Origin of the sequence: Reyranella humidisoli (assembly GCF_019039055.1) — a bacterium.
GTDB lineage: Bacteria > Pseudomonadota > Alphaproteobacteria > Reyranellales > Reyranellaceae > Reyranella > Reyranella humidisoli.
Genome location: NZ_JAHOPB010000001.1, coordinates 2,048,827 through 2,075,754 on the forward strand (window position 1 = coordinate 2,048,827; position 26,928 = coordinate 2,075,754).

A 26,928-nucleotide genomic window follows, 5' to 3' on the forward strand; every position below is an offset into this window, starting at 1 on the left:
CGCCGACCGAGAAGCATTCCGGCGCTCCTGGCCTAGTTGGGAAGCGCCGCCTCGCTGGCCGGGTCGCCGGCGATGCGGCTGTGCCACATGATGCGCTTCTGGGTCATGTCCCAGGGCGTCGCCTGATGCAGCAGGCAGCGATTGTCCCACAGCACCGCGTCGCCCGGCGCCCAGTCGTGGTGGTAGGTGCGTGGCCGCTGGCAGGCGAAGTCGATCAGCTCCTGCAGCAGGGCCTCGGACTCTGCGGGCGCCATTCCGGGAATGGCGTGGGCATGACGGCCGATCAGCAACGACTTGCGGCCGGTCTCGGGATGCATCTTAACCAGCGGGCGCAACGGCACCGGCCCGTCGTGCAGACCGTAGCCGCTATATTCGCCGTCCGCTTTCTTCGTCTCGTGGCCGAGCTTCGACTGGCTGTAGTGCAGGGAGTGATGTGCCTGCAGCTTCTCCACGTGCTCCTTGCGCGCGTCGTCGAGCGCATCGTAGGCCGCGCGCATGTCGGCGAAGCCGGTCTGGCCGCCGATCGTCGGGACGACCTCGGCGCTGAACACGGCGCCCTTGGCCTGAACGGGCATGTAGGTGCTGTCGGCATGCCAGCCCATGTTGCCCTTCAGGATTTTCATGACGTCGTCATTGTCCTTCTCGACGCGCAGCGTGCCGTTGGAGCGGACATTGCTGATCGCGGCCATCTCGAATTCGAGCGGACCGAAGCGCCTGGCGAAGGTGATCTGCTGGTCTCGCTTGAGATGCTGGTCGGGAAAGACGAGGAGCGCGTAGTCGAGCCAGGCAGCATGCAGGTCGCGCCAGCCTGCGTCGTCGAGTTCGGCCAGTTTCACGCCGGTGACGACGGCACCGAAGGTGGCGTCGAGCGGGGCGATGTCGAAGGCGCGTGTCATGCGGTTCCTCCTGGTCGTTTTCCGCAGTCTATCGCGTCGCGTACAAAAAAGAACGGCCGGGCGTGAGCCCGGCCGTTCGGTCGTTTCGTGCGGGATCCGGCTTACTGGATGACGATCTCGACGCGACGGTTCTGCGGTTCGCGGACGTTCGGCCCAGTCTGCACCAGCAGACCCTGCTCGCCACGGCCCAGGACGCTGATGTTGGTCGCCGGCACGCCCTCGCGGACCAGCGCATCCTTGACGGCGTTCGCGCGGCGCAGCGACAGCGCCATGTTGTAGGCCTCGGTGCCCGACGTATCGGTATGGCCCGTCGCGGTCACGCGAGCATTGCCTTTCTGCTTGTAGGCATTGGCGGCCTGGCGGATCGTGGTCAGCGCCTGCTCGCTCAGGTTCGCGCGATCCCAGTCGAAGAACACCATGAACGACGGCGGAGCCACCGGCGCCGCGGCGGGCGGCGGAGCGGCCGGCGCCGGCTGCCCGAACTTGTAGGCGATGCTCAGCATCGTCGTGATGTTGTTGTTCTGGTACCAGCCCGGGTTGGTCGTGCCGTAGTAGCGGCCATCCAGATTCACGCGGAAGTTCTGGTCGACGTTCCAGCCGAGACCGATGATGCCCTGGTAGGCGAACTGCGTGCTGCAGAGAGAGCAGCCGTTGATCGAGGCATCGGCGAAGGCGATACCGGCGCCGGCGCCGACATACGGCGTAATGGTCGCACCCGGGATGAAGTCGTAGAACAGGTTGGCCATGATGGCGAGCTGCTCGATGCGGCCGCTGGTGTTGCTGAAGACATTGCCGAAGTTGGCGGTGCCGCGGCCGTTGTTGGAGCGGAACACGCCTTCCAGCTCGATCCTGGGGCCCACGAAGTCGTAACCGACGAAGCCGCCGGCGGCGAAGCCGAGGTCCATGTTGTAGTTGTTGTTGTTCAGCAGCCAGTTCAGGCCGCCTTCACCGCCGATATAGAGGCCGGGGTTCGAAGGTCCGGGAGTCCACATGGACTGTGCATTGGCAGCCATCGGAACCGCCATCAGGACCGCAGCGGCGAGAAGAGCCTTCTTCATTTTCCAAATCCCTCGTTGGGTGAAGCATCCGGGGCTGACGGACGCACGCAGACCAACGAGGGTTGCCTCAATTAAGTTGCCGAACCCGGGGAACCGGACGGCACTCGCCCCGCGACCGTGGCCGCAGGGCAACAGTTCGGCAGGCTTACTGCACGAACACGCTCACTGCATGAACCAGCCGTGGCTGACCACGGCGGACTGGCCGCTGTGCACCGTGCTCTTGGCCGCGGCATAGAAAAGAACGGCGTCGGCCACGTCGTCGGTCGTGGTGAACTGGCCGTCGATCGTGTCCTTCAGCATGACGTTCTTGATCACCTGCTCCTCGGTGATCTTCAGTTCCGCCGCCTGCTCGGGAATCTGCTTCTCGACCAGCGGCGTGCGCACGAAGCCCGGGCACACGACGTTGGATGCCACGTTATACTCAGCGCCTTCCTTGGCCAGCACCTTGCTGAGCCCGATCAGGCCGTGCTTGGCGGTGACGTAGGGCGCCTTCAGTTTCGAGGCTTCCTTGGAATGCACGGAACCCATGTAGATCACGCGGCCGTACTTGGCCTTGTACATATGCTTCAGGCACGCCTTGGTGGTGAGGAAGGCGCCGTCGAGATGGATCGACAGCAGCTTCTTCCAGTCGGCGAAGGGGAAGTCGACCAGCGGCTTCACGATCTGGATGCCGGCGTTGCTGACCAGGATGTCGATCTTGCCGTATTTGGCGATCGTGTCGGCCACGCCCTTCTCGACCTGGGCCTCGTCGGTCACGTTCATGGCGACAGCAAAAGCATCGCCACCCTTGGCCTTGATCTCGTTCGCGGTCGCGGTCGCGGCGTCGAGATTGAGGTCGGCGATGACCGGCGTGCCGCCTTCGGCGGCCAGACGCAGCGCGATCTCCTTGCCGATGCCCGAGGCGGCGCCGGTGACGATGGCAATTCTTCCTGTGAAACGCGACATGGCTTGATCCTTCTCTGTCCCTGATTATTTCGCGAGGTAGTCGAACACGACTTCACCGAGGCCCAGCGTCAGGTCGGTGATGTAATGGCTGGCGGAGACGACTTCGCGCACCGGCAGTCGCGAGACGTCGCACATGGCATGATCGAAAAGCTGAAGTGCCGCCGGGCCGGTCCAGGCGCCCTTCAGGGTGACGTCCTCGCAGTAATAGCGCACGAGTTCGCAGATGCGCGGCGTGCAGTCGACGTGCGGGACGATCTTGATCATGAAGGCGGGCTTGGCCAGCGCCTTGATCAGTGGCGCGTGGTCGAGCTCGCGGTGCTTGTAGCCCATGGTGGCGTTGACGCAGAGCACCGAGCCGTAGTGCAGCGTGCAGACCAGCGTCTCGTTCTCGTGGCTGATCTTGGGCGTGGCGAGCTTCTTGGGGAAACCCCAGATCTCGCGGCCGCCGGCGATCGGCGAGTTGTCGTCGAGGTACATGGCGTGGACGTAGCCGCCTTCCTGCACGGTGCCGTCCTTGTCCTTGAAGCGCACCGGAATGACCTGTCCGGTCTCGGTGTAGTCGCCGAAGCCCGTCGAATCGGGCATGCGGATGAACTCGTAGTTCACCGTGTCGCCGATGACTTCGAGCGGCTCCGGCACCAGCGCGCGCAGCAGCTCGGGATCGGTGCGGTAGGTGATGACCACGAATTCGCGATTGTAGAACTTGTACGGCGGCCGCGGATAGCTCGGGTTGTTGAGCGGCATCGCGAAGGCGTTCTTGCGGACGTCGGCGATCTTCATTTCTCGGTCTCCTTGCGGCCCTGGAGGGCGAGGTCGAACGTGAACACACCGTCCGGGGTGGTCGGACGCTGCAGGACTTCGGGATGCGCCAGCGTGCGGCTCATGTCGGAGTAACCCGACTCCCAGTGTTCCTCCATCGTGCGGCGCGAGAACTCGTAGTCCTTCGAGGCGCCCTCGTACTTCCGCGCGTGATAGATCGTGTGGATGATGTTGTAGACCTTGCTGTCGGCTTCTTGCGCCACGAGCTCGGCCTCGGGCGTCTGCCGCAGTTCCGGCGGCATGTCGGCCAGCAGCTTGGCGGTGGCGCGGCGCAGCGCCTGCATCTGGCGGAACTGGTCGGTGCCGGCGCGCGTGCGGCTGGAGTAGCGGATGTCCTTCATGCGGACATCGACCTCGATCATGTCGCGCGGCAGATCCCCTCGCGCGCTCCAGAGATCGATCTGGAAGGCGAGCGTGTCGGCGCGCGGCCGCGCATCGAGCACCCATTGCAGCGGCGTGTTGGAGACGACGCCGCCGTCCCAGTAGAACTCGCCGTCGACCTCGGCCGCCGGAAAGCCGGGCGGCAGGGAGCCGCTGGCGATCACGTGCTGCGGTCCGATCGTGTGGGTGTCGGTGTCGAAGTAGATGAAGTTGCCGGTCCTGACGTTGGTCGCCCCGACGCTGAACCGCATCTCCTTGGCATTGATGCGATCGAAGTCGACGAGCCGCTCCAGCAGGCTCTTGAGCGGCGACACGTCGTAATAGGCGAGGTTGCCGGGATTGCCGGCGGGCATGAAGATCGGCGGCGGAAAGCGCGGCTTGAAGAATTCCGGCGCGCCCCACAGGAGCGTCGCGAACGAGCGCATCTGGTTCACCACCTGGTGGTGCATGTCGCTCGCGAATTCGTAGCCCTTCATGTTGGGCATGCCCACCGGCGACTGGGTGATGGTCTCCCAGAAGGCGCGCAGCTTCTCGACCCGCGTCTCGGGCGGATTGCCGGCGATCAGGGCGGAATTGATGGCGCCGATCGAGATGCCGGCCACCCAGTCGGGGTGCAGGTTGGCCTCGGCCAGCGCCTGGTAGACGCCGGCCTGGTAGGAGCCGAGGGCGCCGCCGCCCTGGAGGAGGAGGGCGATGCGTTCGAAGGGCGGGCGTGGGGGGGCGGACGGGGGCGTGATCGTGCGAACTCCTCTTTGGGTCGCCGCGTCGGGGCGACGCTTTCTGGCGTGCCGGGTACCTCGCGGCAACGGTGTTTCCGCAAATTCCGGACCGAAGCCTAATCGGTCGCGGTTCTCGCCGTGTGACAGGTCGGGACTCTCCCGGGTCAGGTCCGGCCGAGAACCATCCTGAGGGCCAGGCGGCACGGTCGGGTCACATAGTAGGCGCTCCAGAGCGCGGCCGGTAGCTTCAGGGCGTCATGGTCGCCGGCGGTCGGCGTGAAGGTGAGTTGGAGGGCGCCGGCGATCCGGTCGATCCGGCGGTCGCAGAGCAGGAGATCCGCGAAGTGCTCGCCCGACGGCGGTGGCGCAGTCGATGCCTGCAGGGAGGCTCTTACGACGCGCGCCCTTGCACGCACGCGCACGCTGGCCGCCACCGCCGGCACGAGAGCCTCGGGAATCGCGACCCCCAGCAGGTCCTGCGCCACGGCGCAGGCCAGCAGGACGGCCTCGCCGCAGCGGCGGGCCCGGGCGCGACGATGCAGGTCCGCCCAGTCGAGATCGGGATGGCGGTCGACCAGCCGCGCGAAGTCGCTCACCCATTTGAGCATCGCCCAGCCTTCCTTCGTGCCGTGGCCAGCCAGAAGCAGGGCGAGATTGGGCGCCGACAGGACCGGCACGGTACGGTTCCCAATCGCCAATCCGGCGGGCTCGTCCCAGACATCTTCGGGCGCGAGCGGGAAGGGGGCGTGGGTCCCGCTGAATGCCCAGTGCAGGTCTATGGCGGTGCCGTCCTCGCGGGTGAAGGCATACTGGCGCTGCGAAGCGAGGAAGGCGCGGCGGAAGGCGCGGTCGCCCTGGGGGCTGGCAAAGCCCAGGGAAACGATGGCGGCCTCAGCAGCGTCCACCTGTTGTGGCGGCACGATCAGGTCCAGGTCGTTGTATTCGCGCCCCGCGAAGCTGCCATGGAGGGAAAGCGCCAGTGTCGGACCCTTGAAGGCGACGAAAGGAATGGCGGCATCGGAGAGGCAAGCCGTCAAGCGGTACAACTCGCCCGTCAGGGCCAGCGTGCGAGCCAGATGCTGCTGGCGAAACTGCTCAAGAGCGGTCTTTTCGGTCTCGGGGACCATCTCCCAGGCGATCTGGCCCAGGCAATCGAGAAGGGCAGGACGCACGCCGTGGGCGGCGGCAAGGGCCGCAAGCAAGCCAAAGTCCGTGCCTTGAAGAAGCAGCTCCCTGAAGCGGGTCAGGTCCGGGCGTGGACGCACCGCCTCACAGAGCAACTCGAATTCCGCCGTCACCTTACGACCGGCGAGATCGCCGACGCTGTGCGCAGGCTCAGGAAGCGCACTCGCGGGACAGCCCATTCACGCCGCCGCGGCCGGTGTAGCGGTTCTTGCGGCCGTCGCGATTGCCCGGGGAGAAGAAGATCGTCCCCGTGACGTCGCGCAAGGCGCCGAGCTTGGTGAAGACGGGCGGATCATAGGGCTTCTTGGCCGAGCCCGGCGCAGGCTCCACGCTCTCGTCGCCGCTTTGCATCGATTTATCGATCATGGACCGGCCTTTCATCTCCGCGGGTCTTTTTCGAGGGTTGCCTCGACAAGGCCCTTTGCCTCGAGGCTCCCGACAATTGGCAACATATCCGCCCTACAGACCGCTTCCGAAACATCGAATTCCGCCGTCACCTCACAATCAGCGAGGTTGCCGACGTTGTGCGCAGGCTCAGGAAGCGCACTCGCGGGACAGCCCGTTCACGCCGCCGCGGCCCGTATACCGGTTAATGCGGCCATCGCGATTGCCCCGGGCAAAGGAGATTGTCTCAGTGACTTCGTGCAGTGCGCCCAGCTTGGTGAAGACGGGCGGATCATAGGGCTTCTTGGCCGAGCCCGGCGCAGGCTCCACGCCCTCGTCACCGCTTTGCATCGATTTGTCGATCATGGACTGGCCTTTCATCCCCGCGGGTCTTGTTGGAGGGTCGCTTCGACAAGGCCTTCTGCCTCGAGGCTCCCAAGAACCTTCAAGATATCCGCCCTACAGACCGCTTCCGAAACATCGAATTCAGCCATCACTGAACTGCACAGATCGGCAACCGACCGGGGCTGCTCCAGCGCATCCCAGATATGGACGCCCACGCCCTGCAAGCCAAAGTAAATCGCCCGATCAAGATCCAGAATCGCGACCTCGTCGTTGATCCTGCAGGATACCTGACGTGCCGTTTTCTTGTAGATGACGGGTGACCCGTTCATGCCTTCGACCCAAGGACTGCCAACGTCCAACCTACCAACAGTTTCCTTGCCGGGCAAATGCAATAAGTCTTTGATTTTGCCCCATCATTGGCGTTTTTGGGCCAGCCATCCATCGAGGGCGTGTACCCCCAGCGAGAGGGCGAGGTCGGGGTCCGGTGCGGCGAGATCCGGCAGCAAGGCGGGATCGACGAAGCGGCCGACCCGATGGCTCTGCGGCAGCGACGGCAACCCGGCGGTGCGCATCGTGGCGATTTCGGGATAGCAGTCGAGCGGCGTCTTCTCGCGGGCCAGCACCGCCCGCGGGAGACGGCCCCGCATCGACGCGCGGATCAGACGCTTCTTCCAGCCCCACGGTACGGGTGGGACCGCCAGCATGAACTCCAGGACGCGCAGGTCGAGAAAGGGGTAGCGCCACTCGAAGCCGGCCAGCGATTCCTCGAAGGCATGATCCTCGAAATAACTCTGCCAGGCCGGGCTGGTGAAGGAGTCGTAGGCCAGCGTGTGCCAGGGATGGGACGAGTCGCCCCCGAGGCCGAGCGCTTGCTGGCGTTCCGCGAGATTCAGTTTCTTTGCGAAATCCTCCCGCAGCCATGGGGGCAGGACATCGAACGGATCCAGTTCGGGGACGTGTCTCAGCCCGCTCCGACGCGCCAGCGTCTGGCTCCAGCCGGAGAAACCCTTCGCCGAGGTGTACTGAAGGAGCGCCTGCGACAGCCTTACCCACGAACGTCGGCGCCGCAGCCAGCCGAGATAGGCATTCCGCTCGAGGGTGAGGGCGTTGTCGGGCCCCTCGCCGTCCAGCCAGACCGGGGAGATGGCGGCCATTTCGCGTCCGATCCGCTGGATGTTGTGCGCGTTGAGCATCCCCAGTCCCGGCTCGGCCGGTCGCAGGCCGCGCGAGCGCCAGTGCGGATCGTGGGCAATGTCATCGGCCGGCCGGATGCGCAGCTCGATGCCGAGATGCCGGGCGGCGAGCGAGGCGTAGTGGTCCTCGCGGATGTGCATCAGTCTTTCGTAGTGCTCGCACTCGGCCACGATGCGCGAGGGATCGCCCGTCACTTCCACGGCCGTCGCCGCCAGCGTCGTCGAATCGAGGCCGCCGCTCATGGCGATGCCGACCCTGCCGGGCGGCAGGCGATCGGCCACGGCGCGCGACAGCAATTCGCGGAAGCGCTCGTGGTAGGCCTCGGCTTTGCGAAGATACAGCGGTTCCGCGAGTTCGAGCCGCCAGTAGCGGCGAAGCGACAGGCCGCCCTCGCCGAGCGTCAGCAGGTGCGCCGGGGCAACCCGCTTTATGTCGCGATAGACCGTGCGCTCGAATTCCCGCGACATGCCGAGGGCCAGAAAGTCGGCGATCCAGTAGTCGTCGAGCGCGGGTGGAGTGGCGCTTCGTGCGGCGAGCCAGTCGAGCGAATCGCCGATCAGCCAGGCATCGGCGGTCCGGGTGTGGAACAGTCCGCGCACGCCCAGCCGGTCGCGTACCGCGAGCAGGCACTGGCGTTGGTCGTCCCACAGCGCGAAGGCGAAGTCGCCGGCCAGGTGATCGGTGAAGGCCTCGCCCCACCGCGCATAGGCCAGAAGGCACAGCCTCGCATCAGAGGCGGTCGCGGCGGCACCCAGTCGCGCGCGGAGCTCGTCGCGCGCGTCGAGCCGGACGCGTCCGACGAGCCAGTGGCGACCGTCCAGCGAGTCGCGCATGCTGCCCGCCCCGGCGCATAGAGCCGCCCGCCGCGCCCGGCCAACGATCTCGAAGCCGTCCGGTTCGCGGCCGTCCGTGAACGGCCGCAGGTCGATCGGCGCGGGGCCGGAGCTGAGCAGGGCGGCGAACAAGTCAGCTCGCCGAGCCGAAGTGCTGGCCCGCGTCCCACGCGGTGAGCCGCGTGTAGCTCTCGTGCTCCTCTTCACCGATCACGACGGCGCCGTCGTAGACGAGCCACGCATGGGCCACAAAGGCCGAAGAAACGCGGGCGACGCCGATATGAACCTGCGACCGATGTCCGTTGGAGGACAGCATACGCTGCAGGGCAAGCGCCGAGGAAAGGCAGGTGGCGCCCGGCACGCGCCGGGTAGCCGCGCGCACCGCCCAGATGATGCGGCCGGCGGGCCGGTTGCCGGCCCGCATCCGGCCAGTCCAGTCGCGCAGCCGCGCTATCGGCGCGACATGAAGCGCGCCGCGCACCAGCATCAGCATGAGGACCGCCTGCATCAGCAGCCGGCGATCGCTGCCTGACAGGGCGAGGAAGGAGGCCAGCGACTTCACGAGTCGACGACCCGGCGAATCTCGCGGGCGACGCCGTCCAGCGCCTCGACGGTCCTCGGATAGCGCAGCGCATGGACGGGCAGCAGATCGGCCACGCGCGCGGCGAAGCGGATCTGTCGTTCCATGCGACTGGTTTTCCCGTAGCGTGCATCCATCGCTGAAGACAGGAGCGTCCGGGCCAGTTCGAGTCCGTTCAGCCGCCGGCTCGATATCGCCGCGACCGTGTCGTCCGGCGAGCCGATATGGAACAGCGCGGCGAGCGGTACGGGCGAGCGATGGCGTCGCCCCTCGCGGCGCGGCCGCACCATGATCTTGCCGCTCAGAGCGTTGAAATGCCCGTCGGTGACGGCATCGGGCAGGAAATGCGTGCCCGGACCGTCGAGGAGCTTCAGACGATAGGGGCCGGGATAGGCGAGCACGACATCTTCGACGAAAGCCAGGCGCAGCATGTCGTCGGTGACCAGGTCGGCGCCGCGGCTGATCAGATAGGCGGCGAGGGTGGATTTGCCGGCGCCGCTCTCGCCGAGCAGGCCGATGGCGCGACCGTCGGTCTCCAGCACGGTCGCGTGCAGCGTTTCCTCGCCCTGCAGGGTGAGCGAGGCGCTGACGATGAAGTTCAGGAGATTGGCCTCGAAGGCCCGTTGTTCGACGTCGGCCAGCTTGCGGCAGGTTGCCGTCCGGCCGTCGGCGGAAATCACCGCCTCGAACACCTCGCTGGATTTCATGTAGACGCTGCCGTCGTCCAGCACCACATGCTCGATCCAGTCTTCCGGATCGCGAGCCTCGCCGGGGGCGATCGCTTCGAACTGGTCCGGCGAGCCCGCGAGGATCGTAAAGTCGGCGCGGTCTCCGCCGCCGGCGGCTTCATGCACCGACGTCAGCGGCAGCTCGCTCTCGATCAAGAGGCCATAGACGCGATAGCGATGACGGGCGTTCAAACGCACTCCTGCCGACAGTCCGGCGCGGACATTTTGCATTCTCATAGCAGAATGTCTTGACTTCCTCGATTGATGGGACAGTTTGACGGGGGGATTGTACCCTACTCGGCAGTCCGGGGTTACAGGCCGCGCACATGAACCGTTTCGATTTTTCAGGCGTCCCGATCGAGGGGCTCGCCACTTCGCCGCAGATACAGGCGGCCAGCGACTGGTTCACGCGCTACGGCTACGTCATTCTCGACAATGTCGAGTCGCCGGAGAAAATCCGGTCCCTGCGTGCGGAGTTCTTCGAGAACTACAAGGACCAGATCCGGGACCACGAGGCGGCCGATTCCCTCGAAGTCGGCGCCCGGCGCTTCATGATCCCGCTGCGTTTTTCCGGCGGCCTCGGCGCGCCGACCGTATTCGCCAATCCCTACGCGCTGGCGCTGGTGCGCTCGGTCCTCGACGAGGCGGCGATCGTCGATGCGTTCGGCGCGATCCTGTCGCTGAACGGCGCCGAGGATCAGCACATCCATCACGACGGGCCGATCCTGTTCAATTCCGAGATATCGCGCCTGCTGCCGGCCTATGCCCTGACCTTCGCTCTGCCTCTCGTCGACATGAACGATCTGTCAGGAACCACCGCGATCTGGCCGGGCAGCCATCGGCGCGGCAATTACGAAGGTCAGGAGCCGTTGCATCCCGAAGTTCCCGTGGGCTCGTGCATGTTGTGGGACTATCGCACCTACCATAGCGGCACGGCGAACCGGTCGGATCATGTGCGGCCCATGGTCTATGCCACCTACGCGCGGCGCTGGTATCAGGACCCGGTCAACTTCCGGAAGGAAACGCTGCCGCGGCTGGTCTTCGAGCCGGGCTTCATCCGTGGCCTGCCCGACGATCTCCGTCCTCTCTTCGCGCATGTGCGGTCGACCGGCTGATGCGCGCATCGCCGGAGCATCTGGCGTCTGCCGTCGATGCGCTTCTGAAGCAGTCCGAATTGTCGCGCGAGGAAACGCAGCGGCGCTTCGAGCAAGCTTTCGATGTCGACCGGTGGCGCCGGCTCGCGCCCTTCGCATCGATCGGATCGGGGCGTTGGGACGACGGCGAGGCCTCTTCGATTTCCGACAGCGCGGCTGACCGGGAGAAACGCCGCCTCGACGAGGATGGCTATTTCAGACTGCCACAGGTATTCGATTCCGCCCGGATTGCGCGCATGCGGCGCATCGTCGAGGCCGTCCGCGCCGACGGCTGGCCCGTGGCTTTCGCCTTCGTCTTCGACGATTTCTGGACCATTGCCCGTTCGCCCCGGATTGCCTCTTTCCTCGGCAAGGCGCTGGGCGAAGCCTATCTTCAGAACACCGTCGTCTGGGCGCATTGGGTGCCCGGCGAACGGGGCGTCGCCGGCTGGAGCCCGCACGAGGATTACCGGGATGTCGGCGACACGTTCCTCTCCGTGTGGATCCCGCTGTCGGATGCCACCGTCGAGAACGGCTGCATGTTCCTGCTGCCTGGCGCATCGTCGCGCGAGATTTCGATGGCCACGGAGGAACGCCGCGACCTGCCGCCGACGGTTTTTCGGCGCGCGTTGCAGGACGTGATCGCCCTGCCGGCTTCTGCGGGTTCGATGATCGGCTGGCGCGGCGACGTTCTCCACTGGGGCGGCGCCAATACCGGCGGTTCCGAACCGCGCCTCAGCCTCGCCCTGGAGTTCCGTGCGCGGGGTGCGAAAGCGTCGCGCTTCGAAAGCCCGCTGATCGATCCGCGTGCGCCTCTGCCGCCCTTCCGGTTGCGCCTTTTCGCGATCGTGAAGGCGCTGCGCGAGTACACCAAGTTCGAGCCGATGCTGACCCGCTATCTGCCGCTGGCAGAGCGCATCTTCGCCGAGACAGCAGAGGCGAGCCTCTCTTCCTCGAACGCGCCGAGGGCATCGTAGGTCAGCCAGCCCGGTTGAAGCGGGAACGATCCGTCCGCCAGCACGACGCCCTCGCAGAGCAGCCCGGTCACGTGGCCGAAGGTGCCGCGCGTTGTAACCAGCAGATCGGCGTCGATCATCTCGCGCATGCTCCAGAGTGGATCGGCATCGAGGAACAGGCCGTCGTGCGGCAGGTCGAGCGCGCGGAACTCGGCCGGGTCGCCTTGCGAGAAGACCCGCAGCACATGCGGCAGCCGCTGCTCCTCCAGCATCCGGCGAACGCGTCCGACGACCGCGGCCAGGCACGCCATGTCGGTCGAGTCCTCGGAATGGAAGTCGTGGCGGTTGCGCCGGCGGACATGCACGCAGACGCTGGGAAGCGCCCTCGCGGCGCGCGGCTTTCCCAGCCGGTACTTGCGGCGGAAGTCCCCGATCAGCGTATCGTCGAACGGCGCCTCGTCGTCGGCGACGCCGTACAGGGCGCACAGCGTCGGGAAGGTGAAGGCGAAGTTGATGGCATCGCGCGTGTCGGTCGCCTCGCCGGTGCCGAGGTTGAACTGCGCTTCCCAGGCGGCGGCCCACTCCGGCATCGGCCGTTCGGCATGGTGGATCTCCCCGAAGGGCGTGTGAGCGTAGGTGAGGCCGTGGGCGCGGGCGAACTGGATCGCCCGCATGGTCATCAGCGCCTGCGAGCCCGCGCCCTCGAGCGTCGAGCAGATGCAGGTGATCTTCGAGAGCCTGCGGCCGCCGAGAAGCTGGCGCACATACTGCCGATAGAGGACGTCGCCGTCCGAATAGCGGTGAGGACGGCCGAGCGCGGTCTTCACGACGTTCTTGGCGACGCTCCGCAGGTAGCGGAACGAACCGCTGGCCAGAAACGCGAAGGCTGCCTTGTTCACACCAGCCTGCCGTCGACCAGCGTGACGTGGTGATCGGCGGCGGCGACGGTATCCGGGCGATGCGTCACGAGCAGGATCGTCGTGCGCCCCTTCAAGCCGGCGATCGTCTCCAGGATTCGTTCCTCGTTGCCGGCATCGAGGGCGCTCGCCGGTTCGTCGAGCAGGATCAGTCGGGGCGCGCGCAACAGCAGGCGCGCGAGCGCCAGCCGCTGACGCTCGCCGCCCGACAGGCTGGCGCCACGGTCGCCGACGACCGTATCGAGGCCTTGCGGCAGCGCGGCGATCAAATCCGTCAGACCGGCCAGCCGCAGCGTTTCGAGCATCGCCTCGTCCGAAGCGTCGGGTTTCGACCAGGCGAGGTTCTCCCGGATCGAGGCGTGGAAGAGGAACGCCTCCTGCGACATCGTCCCGACCGAGCGTCGCCAGGCCGGGGCGATGTCCGGCGTGAGTTCGCGTCCGTCGACCAGGATGCGCCCCGATTGTGGCGTCAGCAGCCCGCCGAGCAGGTCGAGGATGGTGCTCTTGCCGGCCCCCGACACGCCCGACATCACGGTGAGGGATCCGGCGGGCAGCGACAGGTCGACACCGCGCAGCACGTCGGGATGGCCCCCGCCGTAGCCGAAGCGCACGTCCTCCATCCGGATCTCGCGCTCGAAGGCGATGGCCGGTTCCGCCGGCTCGGGGGCGGAATCGGCTGCTGCCTCGCAGGCCTCGACGGCGTCGGCGACGGCGCGATAGGCCGGCGCCGCGTGCACGAACTGCTGGGCGAGTTCCTGAACGCTTTGCAGCATCGGCAGCAGGCGCTGGAACACCAGGATCAGGACCAGCAGATCGGCCAGCGGCAGGCGGGCCCAGCTCGCGGCCAGCCACAGGAAGCCTGCCAGCGCGACCGCGACGATACAGTCCAGGAGGAGTCGGGTGTTGGCCTGCAGGCGGGCGGCGGCGAGGTCGGCACCTTCGGCGCTGCGCGCCGCGGCTTCGAAAGCGGCGACGTGCTGCGTCTCCGCGCCATAGGCCTTGGTGAGCTTCAGTGCCTGGAGGAACTCGGTGATTTCGCGGCTGACCCGCAGGTTGGCTGCGGAGGCGAACTCGCCCAGGCGCCGGCTCTCCGTAAGCCGGTGCCGCATCAGCCAGCCGAGGGCCGTGCCGAAGGCGAGGGCCAGCGCGGTGAAGCCCGGCGCGATGGCAAAGGCCACGGCGAAGTGCGCCGCCAGGATGGACAGCCTCGCCGGCACCTCGAGCAGCAGGTGCGTGGCGTGCTCAACGCGCTCGATCTCGGTCGAGAAAAGCGCATGGAAATCGGCGGCGCGTCGGCTGCGCAGCCAGGACCACGAGGCGCGGGCGATGGCGCCATAGGCGCGGACCCGCAGCGCCACGGCGAAGTCGAAGGAGAGTTCGGCACCGACGATCTGCTGGGCGCGGGCGATCAGGGCGCGCAGCATCACGACCACCAAGAACAGCGACAGCAGGACCGGCAGCGAGCGCGGCAGCAGGGCGAGCCAGCCGCCGGTGCCGCCGGTTTCGGCGGCGCCCAGCGCATTCAGCAGGGGCACGAGCAGGGCAAGGCCGACGCCGTCGGTGGCGCCCGCCAGCACGACCAGCAGGGTCAGGAAAGCGAGCCGCCAGCCCCGGGCCTGCCCGCTGCGCAGGCGCCAGGCCGCTCTCAGGTCATCCAACATCTAGATCAGCCAGCAGGGGCCGGTAACGAATCCATGCCCCAGCGTATCAGGGAGATCGGCCCCGCGCCTGCCTTCTACTCCGCAGCCGCGGCGGCGAATCGAAGGTCGGGCAGGGGCTGCGAGCGGTCGACCGGGGCACCGGCATCGAACGCCTTGAGTTCGGGCATGACGGTCCTGGCGAACATCGCCATGTTCCGCGCCGCCTCCTCGTGCGGCATGCCGGCATAGGAGAAGACGCCGACATAGCCGCAGTTATTCGTCTGCCTGTGGATCGCCATGATCTTGTCGTGGACCTGCTCGGGCGTGCCATAGACCTGAAGATCGGCGAAGAACTCGATCGCCTTCTGGTCGCCATAGACAGCGAGCTTCTCGTTCATCTTGGCGTAGTACTCGTAGCCGCGCTGGTTCTTCATGTGCGCGCCAGCGAACTGGTAGTGGTCGAGCACCGTGCGGTAGTAGCCGCCGATGTATTTCACCGCCATCTCGCGCGCCCGCTCCGCGCTCTCGTCGACGAAGGTCCAGCCGGCCGAGATCGGCTGCGGCGCGTCGGTCCCGTTGATCTCGCGATAGAGCGTATTGTACTCGGCGAGCTCCTTCTCGACTTCGCGCCACGGCTTCTGCGGGATGATCAGCAGGCCGACACCCAGTCGCGCCATGATCCGCGCACTCTCCGGCGAGACGGCGGCGGCGTAGGTGCGGCCGCGGAAGCTCTTGAACGGCGCGGGGCGGATCTCGACCGGCGGCTGCCTGTAGTGCTTGCCCTGGTATTCCATCACGCCGCTCTCGAGGCCCTTCAGCAGCGCCTCGCCGTATTCGACGAACAGTTCGCGACTGTCGCCCATGTCGAGGCGGAACCCATCGAACTCGACCTTACCGGCGCCGCGGCCGAGACCGAGGATCATGCGGCCGCCTGAAAGGTGATCGAGCATGGAGATCTGCTCGGCGACCCGCATCGGGTCGTGCCACGGCAGGACCACCACCATCGAGCCCAGCCGGACATGCTTCGTGCGACCGGCCATGTAGGACAGGAACTGCACCACGTCGGGACACATCGTGTAGTCGGTGAAATGGTGCTCGACCGACCAGATCGAGTCGAAGCCCAGCGGCTCGGCCATGTCGGCCAGCGCCAGTTCGTTCAGGTAGATCTGCCGGTCGCTGAGCGCCCGGCCGGTGTTCTGGAAGACTGCAGCCATTCCGACATGCATGGCGTTACCTCCTGCTGGTTGCCGCATGGTAAACGGCTGTTCACATGATTGGGAAGTGCCTGCCGATGCTTGATTCCGCCGTATTCGACCGTCATATCCGCCCCATGCGCACCCTGTTCGCCGCTCTCTCGTCTGCCGCCCTCCTCTCGCTCGGTGCCGCCCAGGCTCACGCCCAGGCTCCGGCCCCGGTGCAGCAGGCCCAGGCGCCAGCGTCCAATCCGCAGGTTGCGGAAGTGGAGCGCTACTTCAACGGCATCCGCACCATGCAGGCCCGCTTCGTCCAGTCGAATCCCGGCGGCACGGTCGTTCAGGGCACCCTCTCGGTGAGCCGGCCAGGCCGCATGCGCTTCGAATACGATCCGCCCTCGCAGCTCAAGATCGTGGCCGACGGCAGCCAGGTGACGATGTGGGACATCGCAAACCGCGACTTCGGCCAGTGGCCGATCGGATGGACTGCAGCCTCCTTCCTGGTGCGTGACCCGATGGTGCTGCAGGGCGGCGACCTCACGGTCGAGAAGATCGAGCGCACCGACGGCATGCTGCAGCTCACCATGAGCCAGACCAAGAAGCCGAACGAAGGCAAGGTCATCGTGCGCCTCGGCGAAAATCCGATGGTGCTGCGCGGCTGGAGCATCATCGACAATCGCGGCCAGCGGGTCGACGTTGCGCTGAACGGCCTGCAGACCGGATTGCCCCTGGCAGCCTCGCTGTTCAAGTTCGACGGCCCGGATGCGGGTCAGATACGGCGCGGCGCCAACTGACGCGCTATAGTCCCCGCCTGAACCGGCGTGGGGATTTGACGACGTGAGCGGACTGACGGTGAGAGCCTCGACCGAGGCCGACGTGGCGCGTTGCGCGGAGATTTACGGACATCACGTGCTGCACGGCACGGCCTCCTTCGAGGTCGATCCGCCCGACCTTGCGGAGATGAAGAAGCGCCGCTCGGCCGTGCTCGATCTCGGCCTGCCGTACATCGTGGCCGAGAAGGACGGGCGCTTGCTGGGCTATGCCTATGCCGGCCTTTACCGCACGCGCCCGGCCTATCGCTTCACCGTCGAGAATTCGATCTACATCGACAAGGATGCGGTCGGGCAGGGCGTCGGCAAGGCGCTGCTGGTGCCGCTGATCGATCTCTGCACCCGTGACGGCCGCCGCCAGATGATCGCCGTGATTGGCGATTCCGCGCACGTCGCCTCGATCAACCTCCACGCCTCCTGCGGCTTCGAGATGACCGGCACGCTGAAGAGCGTCGGCTTCAAGTTCGGCCGCTGGCTCGACAGCGTCCTGATGCAGCGACCGTTGGGCGAGGGGGATGGAAAACCGCCCGTGTCCAATCCCTAGGAAGGTGTCGAAATGAGACTCATTGACTATTTCGACCGCGGCGCCGATCTCTATCCGGAGCGGCATTGCCTGCATGACGGCACGCAAGGCTGGACCTATCGCGAGGTGCGCGGGCAGACGCATCGCGTCGCCAACGGGTTGCTGGCGATGGGTCTCGGGCGCGGCTCCAAGGCGGCGGTCTACAGTCCCAACCATGCGGCGGCCTATGCCTGCCTGCTGGGCATCGTGCGGGCCGGCATCACCTGGGCGCCGGTCAATGCGCGCAACGCGCTGGAGGAGAATCTCTACATCCTGAACAACACCGACGTGGAGGTGCTGTTCTATCATTCGAGCTTCGAGTCCTATCTCCCGCGCATCCGCGAGGCCTGCCCGCGCATCACCGGCTTCATCTGCATCGACACGCCGTCCTTCACGGAGTGGCTGGCGGCGCAGAAGGAAGTGGCGCCGGACCTGCCCGATGCACCCGGCGATGTCGCCTTCCTCGCGAGTTCCGGCGGCACCACCGGCCGCCCCAAGGGCGTGCAGATCACCAACGGCAACATCGAGACGATGAACTCGATCTTCTGGGCCTGCATGCCGGTGACGTCGCCGCCGATCCATCTGATGGTGGCGCCGATGACGCACGCGGCCGGCGTCTGCTCGTTCCCGCTGCTCGCCTTCGGCGGCACCAACATCTTCATGGGCACGGCCGATCCCGGCGGCATCCTGGCCGCGATCGAAAAGCACAAGGTCACGCATGTCTACATGCCCCCGACCCTGATCTACATGCTGCTCGCCCACCCCGACGTGGCCAAATACGACTACAGCTCGCTGCAGCATCTGGTCTATGCGTCGGCGCCGATGTCGGTCGACAAGCTGGTCGAGGCGGTGAAGGTGTTCGGTCCGGTGCTGACACAGACCTACGGCCAGGCCGAGGCCTGCATGATCTGCACCTTCTTCTCGCCGGAAGATCACGTGGCGGCGCTGGAGACCAACAACCGCCACCGGCTCGCGAGCTGCGGCAAGGTCTCGCCGCTGGTGCGGCTCGAGGTCATGGACGACCACGGCAAGCTGCTGCCGCGTGGGGAACGTGGCGAGATTGTCGTGCGCGGCGGCCTCGTCATGAAGGGCTACTACAATAACCTCGAAGCCACGGCCGAGGCCTCCGCGTTCGGCTGGCATCATACTGGCGACATTGGCGTCATCGATGAGGACGGGTTCGTCTACATCGTCGATCGCAAGAAGGACATGATCATCTCCGGCGGCTTCAACGTCTTCCCGGGCGAGGTCGAGCAGGTCCTGTGGAGCCATCCCGCGGTGCAGGACTGCGCGGTGATCGGCGTGCCCGACGAGAAATGGGGAGAGGCGGTGAAGGCCGTCGTCGAGCTGAAGCCCGGCATGACGGTGGAGGCCGACGAACTGATCCGGCTCGCCAAGGAGAAGCTGGGCGGCGTCAAGTCGCCCAAGACCGTCGACTTCGTCGAGACGCTGCCGCGCAGCCCCGTCGGCAAGGTGCTGAAGAAGACGCTGCGCGAGCCTTACTGGGTCGGCCACGAGCGGAAGATCTGATGCGGGACTGGCTGCGGCGCCTTCCGCCCAATGTGCAGGGGGCGCTGTGGCTGGTGAGCGGCGGCTTCATCTTCACCTCGACCGGCGTGATGATCCGTCTGCTGTCGGAGCAGGTCGAGAGCGTCCAGACAGCGTTCTTCCGCGCCATCCTCTCGGTGGTGATGCTGCTGCCACTGATGATGACGGGCAAGGTGAAGCCGTGGCTCAGCCAGCGCATCGCCGGTCATTTCTGGCGCACCTTCATGGGCACCACCTCGATGGTGCTGGGCTTTTACGCCATCTCGATGCTGCCGCTGGCCGACGCGACGGCGATCGCCTTCTCGCAACCACTCTTCTCCGTCGTGGTCGCGGCGGTCATCGCCAAGGAGAAGGTCCGCTGGCGACGCTGGACGGCGACGGTCGTAGGCTTCGCCGGCGTGCTGGTGATGGTGCGGCCGGGCGAGGGGAGCCTCCAGCTCGGTGCGCTGGTGGCGCTGGCCAACGCGGCTTGCGTGGCCATCTCGATCCTGCTGGTGAAGCGTCTTTCCGATTCCGAATCGCCGCTGATGATCCTGACGCAGTTCGCGATCTTCTCGACCCTGCTGCTGGCGCCACCGGCGATCTGGGTCTGGCGCTGGCCGGATCTCTGGGGCTGGGTGCTGGCGATCGGCATCGCCTCCACCGCCACGGTCGGCCAGTATTTCTGGGTCCAGGCCTTCAAGTCCGGCGAGATGTCGGCCATCGCGCCGTTCGAATACATGCGGCTGCCCTTCGCGGTTTTCATGGGCTGGCTGATGTGGAACGAGATGCCGGTCGTCTGGACCTATGTCGGCGCCGCCATCGTCATCGCCTCGGCGCTCTACATCGCCCATCGCGAGCATGTGGTCGCGCGCGAGCGGCGGCGCGCCGCCGCGGTCAGCCCGCCGGAGAAGCCCCCCGAGAAGCTTCCGTCTGGCCCTGCTCCTTGAGCAGCCAGGCGCGTGCCTGCGCGCGGTGTGTCTCCGTGATGTGCATGCGGGCGGCGGTGAAGGCCGCGACCATGATGGCGGCGTCGTCGGTGAACCCGAGGCCGAGCAGCAGGTCGGGGATGACGTCGAACGGCAGCACGAAATAGGCCAGCGCCCCGAACAGGGTTGCACGGATCGGCAGCGGGGTGGCGCTGTCGGTGGCGCAATAGAAGGCCGCCACCGCGTCCTCGGTGAAGGGGACCCGGCCCAGATTGCGGCGGGCCTTCGTCCAGAAGTTCCGGCGGACGGTCGCTTCGTTCCGGGTCAGATCGGATGCGTCGCTCATGTCGGGAAAGGTTGGGTCGGCGGCCCGGCTTGGCAAGGGGGGTGGAAATGCTAAAAGCGCCCAACCACGGAGGACAGCAATGAACGTCAAGGGTCAGGCCGCCATCGTCACGGGTGGCGCTTCGGGATTGGGCGGCGCCACGGCCTCGGCGCTGGCGGCGGCGGGCGCCAGGGTTGCGATCTTCGACCTGCAGGACGAGCTGGGCGAGCAGAAGGCCAGGGAAATCGGCGGTCTCTTCGTGAAGACCAACGTGGCCGACGCCGCCAGCGTGGAGGCCTCGGTGAAGACGGTCGTCGAGAAGCTGGGCGCGCCGCGCGTCGTCGTGAACTGCGCCGGCATCGGCCGCTCCGGCCGCACCGTGTCCAAGTCCGGCCCGCACGATCTGGCGATGTTCAGCCAGGTCATCCAGGTGAACCTGATCGGCACCTTCAACGTGATCCGCGTCGCGGCCTACGCGATGAGCCAGGCCGAGCCGATGGACGGCGGCGAGCGCGGCGTGATCATCAACACCGCATCGGTCGCGGCGTTCGACGGCCAGATCGGCCAGGCGGCCTACTCGGCATCGAAGGGCGGCGTGGTCGGCATGACCCTGCCGATCGCGCGCGACCTCGCGAGCCTCGGCGTCCGGGTCTGCACCATCGCGCCGGGCCTGTTCCTGACGCCGATGATGATGAGTCTGCCGGCGGAGGCGCAGAAGAGCCTGGGCGCGCAGGTGCCGTTCCCCTCGCGTCTCGGCGACCCGAAGGAATATGCCCAGCTCGCCATGAGCATCGTCGAGAACCCGATGCTGAACGGCGAGACGATCCGCCTCGACGGCGCGATCCGCATGGCGCCTAAGTAAGCGGCCCGGAGCGCCCCGATGCGACTTCCGACGTTACTGGTGACGGTGGCTGGTATGGCTGTCGTCGCTGTGCCTGCGATGGCGGAGTCGCGCTGGCTCGCCTGCAAGGTGACGGACCGGGGCGGCCAGGTTCGCAACTTCAGCGTCGTATTCGACGATCGCCGCAACACGGCGGGTGTCTGGGACGGGTCGTCGTTGGCCGAGGGAACGAGTGTTGCGATTACGTTCCAGGCCGTGCGCGCGACCTTCCCGAACTTCACAATGACGTACAACAGAAACGACGGCGCCTTCTCGATGACGCCGCTCGGCGCAAACTATGGCGGCCTGCTCCACGGCGAGTGCCGTCGCAGCCCCGCGCCGGCCGGCGTTCCCGCCGATCGGCGCTGAAGGCTTTTCGTCGGCCGTCAGTAACCCAGGTCGGCCGGCTGCTCGCAGCGCAGGTCGGCCACGCTGTTCTCGGTCGCCTGTCGGCCCGGCGTCGTCTGGCCGTCGCAGGTGTAGCGGATGCGCAGCGTCTTGGTGAGCCGATCGGGCATGCCGAAGATATAGGCCATCGCCGGCACCTGGCATCGCGTCGAGCCTTCGCCGCAAATGTCGCGAACCTGCTGTGTCACGTCGATGGTCGAGGAGGGTCCGCCCCAGGAGGCTTCGAGGATGTCGATGCGCCGCGGCTTGATCGGGGCGGCGCCGACGCAGGCCATGCGGACCTTGAAGGTCGGTGGGGCGACCTCGGCGAGGACGAAGTTCTGCGGCTGGCACGTCCAGATGACGGTCAGCTTCTTGTTCAGATCGTAACGGTTGTCGTTATAGGCCGGGCCGTTGGCGAACACGTCGCAGGGATAGCCGCCGGGACAGGTGACCATGCTGGTCACGTCGGCGCCGGGGCCGGCCTGCGGCAGCCCCCAGTAGGCGCGCTTGATCTGCGCTGTCGACTGCACGACGCGCGAGGCCTGGCTGCACGCCACGACTGTGCCCAAGACGGCCATTGCAACAAGTAAGAGACGACCCCAAGCCATGAAACCCCCGGTATATACCTGCACTCACAGTCCCATTATCCCGGCCGCAAACTAACGTCAGGCTGCGGCGGCGGCAATCGGCCAAGCTTGACAGTATTTGCACTGTCTTTAAAAGAGGCGTCGATGGGGATCGCGATCTCCCCACGAGGCGACAGCCGAAGCATCGCGTCCTGCTCCACTTCACAAGGACGCCGCACATGCCTTCGCCCAACACGATTTCTCCTGACAAGCTCGCTCGCCTCATCGGTCGCCCCGATTCACCCGTACTGATAGACGTCTGCACCGAGGAAGACTTCGCCGCCAATCCGCGCCTCGTGCCGGGGGCGGTGCGCCGCCCGTGGGCCGACGTCCCCGCCTGGGGGCCAGCCTTGGTCGCCGCCCGCCGCCCTGCCGTTATTGTCTGCAAGAAGGGCCTGAAACTCAGCCAGGGCGTCGCCGCGTGGCTGCGCCACGAGGGCGTGCCCACGGATGTGCTCGAAGGCGGCATCGTCGCCTGGCAGGCGGCGCAGTTGCCGACCGTGCCCGTCGAGCGCCTGCCGCGCCGGGATGCCCAGGGTCGAACCGTCTGGGTGACGCGCAGCCGGCCCAAGGTCGATCGCATCGCCTGCCCGTGGCTGATCCGCCGCTTCGTCGACCCGCAGGCGGTCTTCCTTTATGTCGCCCCGTCGGAGGTCCTCGACGTCGCCGACCGTTTCGGCGCCACGCCGTTCGATGTCGATCACGAGAACGTGCACTGGAGCCATCGCGGCGAGCGCTGCACCTTCGACCTGATGGTCGAGGAGTTCGGCCTCGAAACCGAGCCGCTGAAGCGGCTGGCGACGATCGTGCGCGGGGCGGACACGGCGCGGCCGGAACTGGCGCCGGAATCGGCCGGACTTCTCGCCGCCTCGCTCGGCCTGTCGCGCATGTATGCCGACGATCTGGCGCAGCTCGAGGCGGGGCTTGCGCTCTACGACGCCTTCTATCGCTGGTGCCGCGATGCCGTCGACGAGGGACACGACTGGCCCCCGACCGCGAGGAAGTCATGAGCGCACCGAAGCCGCACGGCGTTCCCTTCGCCGAAGCGATGAAGGTCTGGCTTCGGGTCGCCGCCCTGTCGTTCGGCGGTCCGGCCGGCCAGATCGCGGTGATGCACCGCATCGTCGTCGAGGAGAAGAAATGGGTCGGCGAGCAGCGCTTCCTGCAGGCGCTGAACTACTGCACCCTGCTGCCCGGTCCCGAGGCGCAGCAACTAGCAACCTATCTGGGCTGGTTGATGCACCGCACGGCGGGCGGCCTGCTGGCCGGCACGTTGTTCGTCCTGCCGGGCATGGTCGCCATCATGGCGCTCTCCTGGGTCTACGTGCTGCTGGGCAAGGTGACCCTGGTGCAGGGCCTGTTCTTCGGCCTGAAGGCCGCGGTGCTGGTGATCGTGATCGAAGCGGTGATCCGCGTGGGCCGGCGGGCGCTGCGCAACAACGCAATGCGCCTGCTGGCGGTCGCTTCCTTCGTCGCGATCTTCTTCTACGGCGTGCCGTTTCCGGTGATCGTCATCGTGGCGGGCCTCATCGGCTTCGTCGCGACGAAGGCCGGCTCGACGGCTTTCCAGGCCGGCGGCCACGGTGCCGGCAACCGGGCGGCGTTGGGCGATGCGGACTCCCTGCTGGGCGAGGCGACGCCGGAGCACGCAAAACCCAATCTCGCCTGGACGATTTCGATCGGCTCGATCTTCCTCGCCTTGTGGCTCATCCCGGTGGCCCTGCTGTGGTTCCTGCGCGGGCCCGACGACATCTTCACTCAGATCGCGGTCTTCTTCAGCAAGATGGCGGTGGTCACGTTCGGCGGCGCCTATGCGGTGCTGGCCTATGTCGCCCAGCAGGCCGTCGAGAATTACGGCTGGGTCACGGCGGGCGAGATGCTGGACGGGCTGGGGCTGGCCGAATCGACGCCCGGGCCGCTGATCATGGTGACGCAGTTCGTGGGCTTCCTCGGCGCGTGGCGCGACCATGGCGGGCTCAGTCCGCTGCTCGCGGGCACGCTGGGCGGCCTGCTCACGACCTGGGTGACATTCGTGCCGTGCTTCCTCTGGATCTTCGTTGGCGCGCCCTATGTCGAGGCGCTGCGTGCCAACAAGGCGCTGTCGGGCGCGCTGGCGGCCATCACGGCGGCGATCGTGGGGGTGATCCTCAATCTCGCCGTCTGGTTCGGCCTGCAGGTCCTGTTCGGCGAATTGCGGACAGTCAAGCTGCTCGGCGCCACCGTCGACCTGCCGGTGCTGGGATCGGCCAATATCGCCGCGGTGGCACTGGCGGCGGCCTGTGCTGTTGCTGTATTCCGCTTCCGCTTCGGGATGATCCCGGTCCTGCTGGCCAGCTCGATGGCCGGCATCGTCTACGCGCTGATGCTATAGGAAACCCATGACCGACACCCTCCCCGACCGCCTCTCCACCAATCCCAAGAGCCCGCATTACGACGAGGCGCTTCTCCAGCGCGGCATCGGCATCCGGTTCGACGGCCAGGAGAAGACCAACGTCGAGGAGTATTGCGTGAGCGAGGGCTGGATTCGCGTTGCCGTCGGCAAGACGATGGATCGCAAGGGCAATCCGCTCACCATCAAGCTCAAGGGCAACGTCGAGCCCTTCTTCGAGGCGAAGAAGTCCTAGGCGCCGGGCCGCGCGAGCGCGGCGAAGCCCACGACGAGATTGATCAGCAGCAGGCTGATGTCGAGCCGGCGCGGCATGTCGGTCAGCAGCGAATCGCTGCGGAACGCCGCCGCGAGATCGATCGGTGCCACGGGTGCGAGGCCTTCCTCCGCCTCGATCCGCCGGCAGACCGCCTGCGCCAGGATCGCATAGCCGACCGCCGTGGGATGGAGGTTGTCGAGCCCGTAGAGCCCGCCTTTGTGCGGCCAGCGCTGCAGTGGCACGTTGTTGATCCGCCAGTCCTTGATCCAGATCTCGTGCTCGCGCGTCTCGCGGTAGTGCTTGTTGTCGTGCAGTTCCATCATGCCGTAGGCGTCGATGAAAGCGAGACCCTCGCCGCCGAAGGTCTCCGACAGGTCGTCGGCGATGCGCCGGTTGAGATCGCGCACGCCTTCGTCGAGCGCCTTCATCTCGGCGCCGCTGAGGCCGCCGATCTGGCCCAGCCGGCCGAGATATTCGGGAAAATAGTCGGCTCCGCGCGGCAGCGCGCCGGGATCGACCCGCGGCATCAGGTTGGCCACGCAGCTCGGCTTGGGCAGCAGGTTGAGATAGACGTGATCGATCTGTCCTGCCTGCCGCATGTCGTTCAGGCGCACGCCGAGATCGTGCATGTCGGTGGCGATGGCATCGGGCGAGAACTGGTCCTTCGTCGCCATCAGGCAGATCGTCCAGATGCCGTCGTTGATGCCGATATTGACCAGCAGCCGCTTCGGCCTGCGCTGCGCCAGGATCTCGAGCGGCGTCCTGTCGGCGAAGGCGCTCGCCGGATCGTTCGACGGGTTGAGCAGGAAGCTCGCATTGACCGCCTCATAGAGTGCTGGCAGCACGCCGACGAAATCGAAGCCCTCGGCGTCGCGCACTGCTTCGATCAATCCGGCAATCTTCGAGACGTTGTTGTTGTAGGTGAGCGAGGCCTGGTCGGCGATCGTGGTCTGGGCGATCGAGATGTTGTCGAAGCAGTCGTCGGCCGACCAGCGTCCCTGGTCGAGCCACGCCTGCGCGTTGTCCAGCACCGATTGTTTCAGACCGTCGAGGTCGAAGCGCCCGGAGCGGAACAGGTCTTCAAGGTCGAACAGCACGTCACGGGGATAGGAGGGTGTCCTGAAGTTCCACCCGAACGCCCGCGCGACCTGCGCCGGCACGGCCAAGGCCGCGAGTTCGGCATTGGTGGTCAGCGAGCGCGTGCCGTTGTAGATGGAGTCGCCAATGGCCATGAGTTCAGGACGGTCAGGCATGTCATCTCCCCCTGCTCGGACAACACACTCGCATGACGGGCATTACACCACAAAGTCATCTCTCGGCCGGCGTGCGGCACTGCAGGCCGCGGCGGCTGCCGGTCTGGTGCTTTCGGCAGCGCCGGCGGGAGCGCAGGCCATGAGGGTTCGTCTCGGCACCGCTACGCCCGGGGGCGGTTTCCCGGTCTATGGCGCGGCCTTCGTCGAAGGCGTGCGGCGTTTCGATCCGACGCTCGAGATCGAGGCGATCAACACGAAGGGCAGCACCGAGAACGTGCCTATGCTCGAGGCCGGCACGCTCGACATCGCGCTGGTCCAGGGCGAGGTGGTGCATGAGTCGCTGCAGGGCATCGGTCGCGCGCCGGCCGATCTGCGCGTACTGACGGCCATGTATCCCACCGCCGGCATGTTCGTCGTGCGGGCGGATTCGCCCTATCGCACGATCGCCGACCTCAGGGGCAAGCCGATCGCCTGGGGCGCCGGTGGCTCGGGACTGGTCATTCTCGGGCGTTACGCCATGGACGGTCTCGGGCTGGATGCCGCGAAGGACTTCCAGCCGATCTATCTCGAACGCGCGGGCGACGGCCCGGCGATGGTGCTCGACGGCCGGGCCGCCGCACTGTGGGGCGGCGGCAATGGCTGGCCCGGATTCATGACCATGGCCAACAGCAAGGACGGCGCGCGCTTCATCGCGCCCGACGCCGCCGAGATCCGGCGCATCCTCGGCAAGCACACTTTCCTCAAGCCGGTGACGCAGGCGGCGGGCAGCTTTCGCGGGCAGGCGGCGGCGATCCCTTCCGTAGGATCCTGGAGTTTCGTGCTGGCGCGGCCCGGACTCGATGAAACGACGGCCTACCGTATCGTGAAGGCCTTGTACGCCGTGCAGCAGGCCGGCACTCCGCCGCCGCAGCTCGTCGACACGACGGCCGCCAACACGGTCGCGGTGGTGCCGGGACGCCAAAGGTTGCATCCCGGCGTCGCACGTTTCTATCGCGAGATCGGTCTGCTCACGTAACCTCTGCCTCCGTTCCGCGTTGCCCGGACAGGACAACGAA

General features: G+C 66.7%; 30 protein-coding genes. 12 read left to right on the forward strand and 18 right to left on the reverse strand.

The features are described from left to right. Positions 1–32: 32 nt before the first annotated feature. The 12 genes from KQ910_RS09960 to KQ910_RS10015 form a co-directional block, all read right to left on the reverse strand. The gene (locus KQ910_RS09960; protein WP_216959013.1) at positions 33–896 is read right to left on the reverse strand and encodes a TauD/TfdA dioxygenase family protein; all 864 of its coding nucleotides are present in this window, start codon (positions 894–896) and stop codon (positions 33–35) included. 101 nt (positions 897–997) lie between these two features. Continuing rightward, positions 998–1,954: an OmpA family protein gene (locus KQ910_RS09965; RefSeq protein WP_216959015.1), complete on the reverse strand. Its 957-nt coding sequence runs from the start codon at positions 1,952–1,954 to the stop codon at positions 998–1,000. Positions 1,955–2,116: 162 nt separating this feature from the next. Beyond that, positions 2,117–2,899, reverse strand: a complete 783-nt coding sequence (locus tag KQ910_RS09970) for a 3-hydroxybutyrate dehydrogenase (RefSeq protein WP_216959018.1) — start codon at positions 2,897–2,899, stop codon at positions 2,117–2,119. A 24-nt stretch (positions 2,900–2,923) separates the two neighbouring features. Beyond that, positions 2,924–3,679, reverse strand: coding sequence for an acetoacetate decarboxylase (locus KQ910_RS09975; RefSeq protein WP_216959021.1), 756 nt, complete (start codon positions 3,677–3,679; stop codon positions 2,924–2,926). Continuing rightward, on the reverse strand, positions 3,676–4,836 hold the full coding sequence (locus tag KQ910_RS09980) for a patatin-like phospholipase family protein (protein WP_216963743.1): 1,161 nt from the start codon (positions 4,834–4,836) through the stop codon (positions 3,676–3,678). The genes KQ910_RS09975 and KQ910_RS09980 overlap by 4 nt, the downstream gene beginning before the upstream one ends. Positions 4,837–4,982: 146 nt before the next feature. Further along, entirely contained in the window at positions 4,983–6,182 is a 1,200-nt protein-coding gene (locus tag KQ910_RS09985) for a nucleotidyltransferase domain-containing protein (RefSeq protein ID WP_216959024.1), read from the reverse strand. Further along, positions 6,154–6,369, reverse strand: a complete 216-nt coding sequence (locus KQ910_RS09990) for a hypothetical protein (RefSeq protein WP_216959027.1) — start codon at positions 6,367–6,369, stop codon at positions 6,154–6,156. Before KQ910_RS09990 ends, KQ910_RS09985 begins: the two co-directional genes overlap by 29 nt. Positions 6,370–6,537: 168 nt before the next feature. Next, positions 6,538–6,753 (reverse strand): hypothetical protein, encoded by a 216-nt coding sequence (locus KQ910_RS09995; RefSeq protein ID WP_216959030.1) that lies wholly within the window; start codon positions 6,751–6,753, stop codon positions 6,538–6,540. Positions 6,754–6,764: 11 nt separating this feature from the next. Continuing rightward, positions 6,765–7,091 (reverse strand): PqqD family protein, encoded by a 327-nt coding sequence (locus KQ910_RS10000; RefSeq protein WP_216959032.1) that lies wholly within the window; start codon positions 7,089–7,091, stop codon positions 6,765–6,767. Between the two features lie 54 nt (positions 7,092–7,145). Beyond that, positions 7,146–8,891, reverse strand: a complete 1,746-nt coding sequence (locus KQ910_RS10005) for an asparagine synthetase B family protein (protein ID WP_216959035.1) — start codon at positions 8,889–8,891, stop codon at positions 7,146–7,148. Between the two features lies 1 nt (position 8,892). Beyond that, positions 8,893–9,321, reverse strand: coding sequence for a lasso peptide biosynthesis B2 protein (locus KQ910_RS10010; protein ID WP_216959038.1), 429 nt, complete (start codon positions 9,319–9,321; stop codon positions 8,893–8,895). Beyond that, on the reverse strand, positions 9,318–10,259 hold the full coding sequence (locus tag KQ910_RS10015) for a phosphoenolpyruvate carboxykinase (ATP) (protein WP_216959041.1): 942 nt from the start codon (positions 10,257–10,259) through the stop codon (positions 9,318–9,320). The genes KQ910_RS10010 and KQ910_RS10015 overlap by 4 nt, the downstream gene beginning before the upstream one ends. A gap of 134 nt (positions 10,260–10,393) precedes the next feature. Here KQ910_RS10015 and KQ910_RS10020 point away from each other — a divergent pair, with 134 nt between their 5' ends. Beyond that, on the forward strand, positions 10,394–11,182 hold the full coding sequence (locus KQ910_RS10020) for a phytanoyl-CoA dioxygenase family protein (RefSeq protein WP_216959044.1): 789 nt from the start codon (positions 10,394–10,396) through the stop codon (positions 11,180–11,182). Beyond that, the gene (locus tag KQ910_RS10025) at positions 11,182–12,177 is read left to right on the forward strand and encodes a phytanoyl-CoA dioxygenase family protein (RefSeq protein WP_216959047.1); all 996 of its coding nucleotides are present in this window, start codon (positions 11,182–11,184) and stop codon (positions 12,175–12,177) included. Before KQ910_RS10020 ends, KQ910_RS10025 begins: the two co-directional genes overlap by 1 nt. Here KQ910_RS10025 and KQ910_RS10030 read toward each other — a convergent pair. The 3 genes from KQ910_RS10030 to KQ910_RS10040 form a co-directional block, all read right to left on the reverse strand. Further along, positions 12,096–13,055, reverse strand: a complete 960-nt coding sequence (locus KQ910_RS10030; protein ID WP_216959049.1) for a hypothetical protein — start codon at positions 13,053–13,055, stop codon at positions 12,096–12,098. The two genes, KQ910_RS10025 and KQ910_RS10030, sit on opposite strands and share 82 nt — an antisense overlap. Next, positions 13,052–14,734, reverse strand: coding sequence for an ABC transporter ATP-binding protein (locus KQ910_RS10035; protein ID WP_216959052.1), 1,683 nt, complete (start codon positions 14,732–14,734; stop codon positions 13,052–13,054). The genes KQ910_RS10030 and KQ910_RS10035 overlap by 4 nt, the downstream gene beginning before the upstream one ends. Before the next feature lie 74 nt (positions 14,735–14,808). Beyond that, positions 14,809–15,927, reverse strand: coding sequence for an LLM class flavin-dependent oxidoreductase (locus tag KQ910_RS10040; RefSeq protein WP_216959055.1), 1,119 nt, complete (start codon positions 15,925–15,927; stop codon positions 14,809–14,811). 77 nt (positions 15,928–16,004) lie between these two features. On the opposite strand from KQ910_RS10040, the gene KQ910_RS10045 reads away from it, so the two are divergent. Genes KQ910_RS10045 through KQ910_RS10060 form a run of 4 tightly spaced genes read left to right on the forward strand, consistent with a single transcriptional unit; the run spans position 16,005 to position 19,775 of the window. Further along, positions 16,005–16,700 (forward strand): LolA family protein, encoded by a 696-nt coding sequence (locus tag KQ910_RS10045; protein WP_216959057.1) that lies wholly within the window; start codon positions 16,005–16,007, stop codon positions 16,698–16,700. A gap of 43 nt (positions 16,701–16,743) precedes the next feature. Next, positions 16,744–17,280, forward strand: a complete 537-nt coding sequence (locus KQ910_RS10050; RefSeq protein WP_216959061.1) for a GNAT family N-acetyltransferase — start codon at positions 16,744–16,746, stop codon at positions 17,278–17,280. A gap of 12 nt (positions 17,281–17,292) precedes the next feature. After that, positions 17,293–18,828, forward strand: coding sequence for a class I adenylate-forming enzyme family protein (locus KQ910_RS10055; RefSeq protein ID WP_216959064.1), 1,536 nt, complete (start codon positions 17,293–17,295; stop codon positions 18,826–18,828). Next, the gene (locus KQ910_RS10060; RefSeq protein ID WP_216959067.1) at positions 18,828–19,775 is read left to right on the forward strand and encodes a DMT family transporter; all 948 of its coding nucleotides are present in this window, start codon (positions 18,828–18,830) and stop codon (positions 19,773–19,775) included. Before KQ910_RS10055 ends, KQ910_RS10060 begins: the two co-directional genes overlap by 1 nt. Here KQ910_RS10060 and KQ910_RS10065 read toward each other — a convergent pair. After that, entirely contained in the window at positions 19,723–20,100 is a 378-nt protein-coding gene (locus KQ910_RS10065; protein WP_216959070.1) for a YkvA family protein, read from the reverse strand. The genes KQ910_RS10060 and KQ910_RS10065 overlap by 53 nt on opposite strands. A gap of 79 nt (positions 20,101–20,179) precedes the next feature. On the opposite strand from KQ910_RS10065, the gene KQ910_RS10070 reads away from it, so the two are divergent. Both KQ910_RS10070 and KQ910_RS10075 read left to right on the forward strand, forming a co-directional pair. Continuing rightward, positions 20,180–20,941 (forward strand): SDR family NAD(P)-dependent oxidoreductase, encoded by a 762-nt coding sequence (locus tag KQ910_RS10070; RefSeq protein ID WP_216959073.1) that lies wholly within the window; start codon positions 20,180–20,182, stop codon positions 20,939–20,941. A gap of 54 nt (positions 20,942–20,995) precedes the next feature. After that, positions 20,996–21,328, forward strand: a complete 333-nt coding sequence (locus KQ910_RS10075) for a hypothetical protein (protein ID WP_216959075.1) — start codon at positions 20,996–20,998, stop codon at positions 21,326–21,328. Positions 21,329–21,345: 17 nt separating this feature from the next. Here the strand turns inward: KQ910_RS10075 and KQ910_RS10080 are convergent, their stop codons facing one another. Then, complete coding sequence (locus KQ910_RS10080) at positions 21,346–21,927, reverse strand: hypothetical protein (protein ID WP_216959078.1); 582 nt, start codon at positions 21,925–21,927, stop codon at positions 21,346–21,348. 227 nt (positions 21,928–22,154) lie between these two features. Between KQ910_RS10080 and KQ910_RS10085 the strand changes: the two genes are divergently transcribed. From KQ910_RS10085 to KQ910_RS10095, 3 genes are read left to right on the forward strand one after another with little or no spacing between them, the layout of a single operon-like run. Continuing rightward, complete coding sequence (locus KQ910_RS10085) at positions 22,155–22,985, forward strand: chromate resistance protein ChrB domain-containing protein (RefSeq protein ID WP_216959081.1); 831 nt, start codon at positions 22,155–22,157, stop codon at positions 22,983–22,985. Next, the gene (gene chrA, locus KQ910_RS10090; RefSeq protein ID WP_216959083.1) at positions 22,982–24,346 is read left to right on the forward strand and encodes a chromate efflux transporter; all 1,365 of its coding nucleotides are present in this window, start codon (positions 22,982–22,984) and stop codon (positions 24,344–24,346) included. Before KQ910_RS10085 ends, chrA begins: the two co-directional genes overlap by 4 nt. A 7-nt stretch (positions 24,347–24,353) precedes the next feature. Then, a complete protein-coding gene (locus KQ910_RS10095; protein WP_216959087.1) occupies positions 24,354–24,599 on the forward strand; it encodes a DUF3297 family protein in 246 nt (81 codons plus the stop codon). On the opposite strand, the gene KQ910_RS10100 is transcribed toward KQ910_RS10095, so the two are convergent. Continuing rightward, entirely contained in the window at positions 24,596–25,873 is a 1,278-nt protein-coding gene (locus KQ910_RS10100; protein WP_216959090.1) for an SGNH/GDSL hydrolase family protein, read from the reverse strand. The genes KQ910_RS10095 and KQ910_RS10100 overlap by 4 nt on opposite strands. Here KQ910_RS10100 and KQ910_RS10105 point away from each other — a divergent pair. Continuing rightward, positions 25,872–26,888: a TAXI family TRAP transporter solute-binding subunit gene (locus tag KQ910_RS10105; RefSeq protein ID WP_216959093.1), complete on the forward strand. Its 1,017-nt coding sequence runs from the start codon at positions 25,872–25,874 to the stop codon at positions 26,886–26,888. The genes KQ910_RS10100 and KQ910_RS10105 overlap by 2 nt on opposite strands. Positions 26,889–26,928 lie beyond the last annotated feature (40 nt).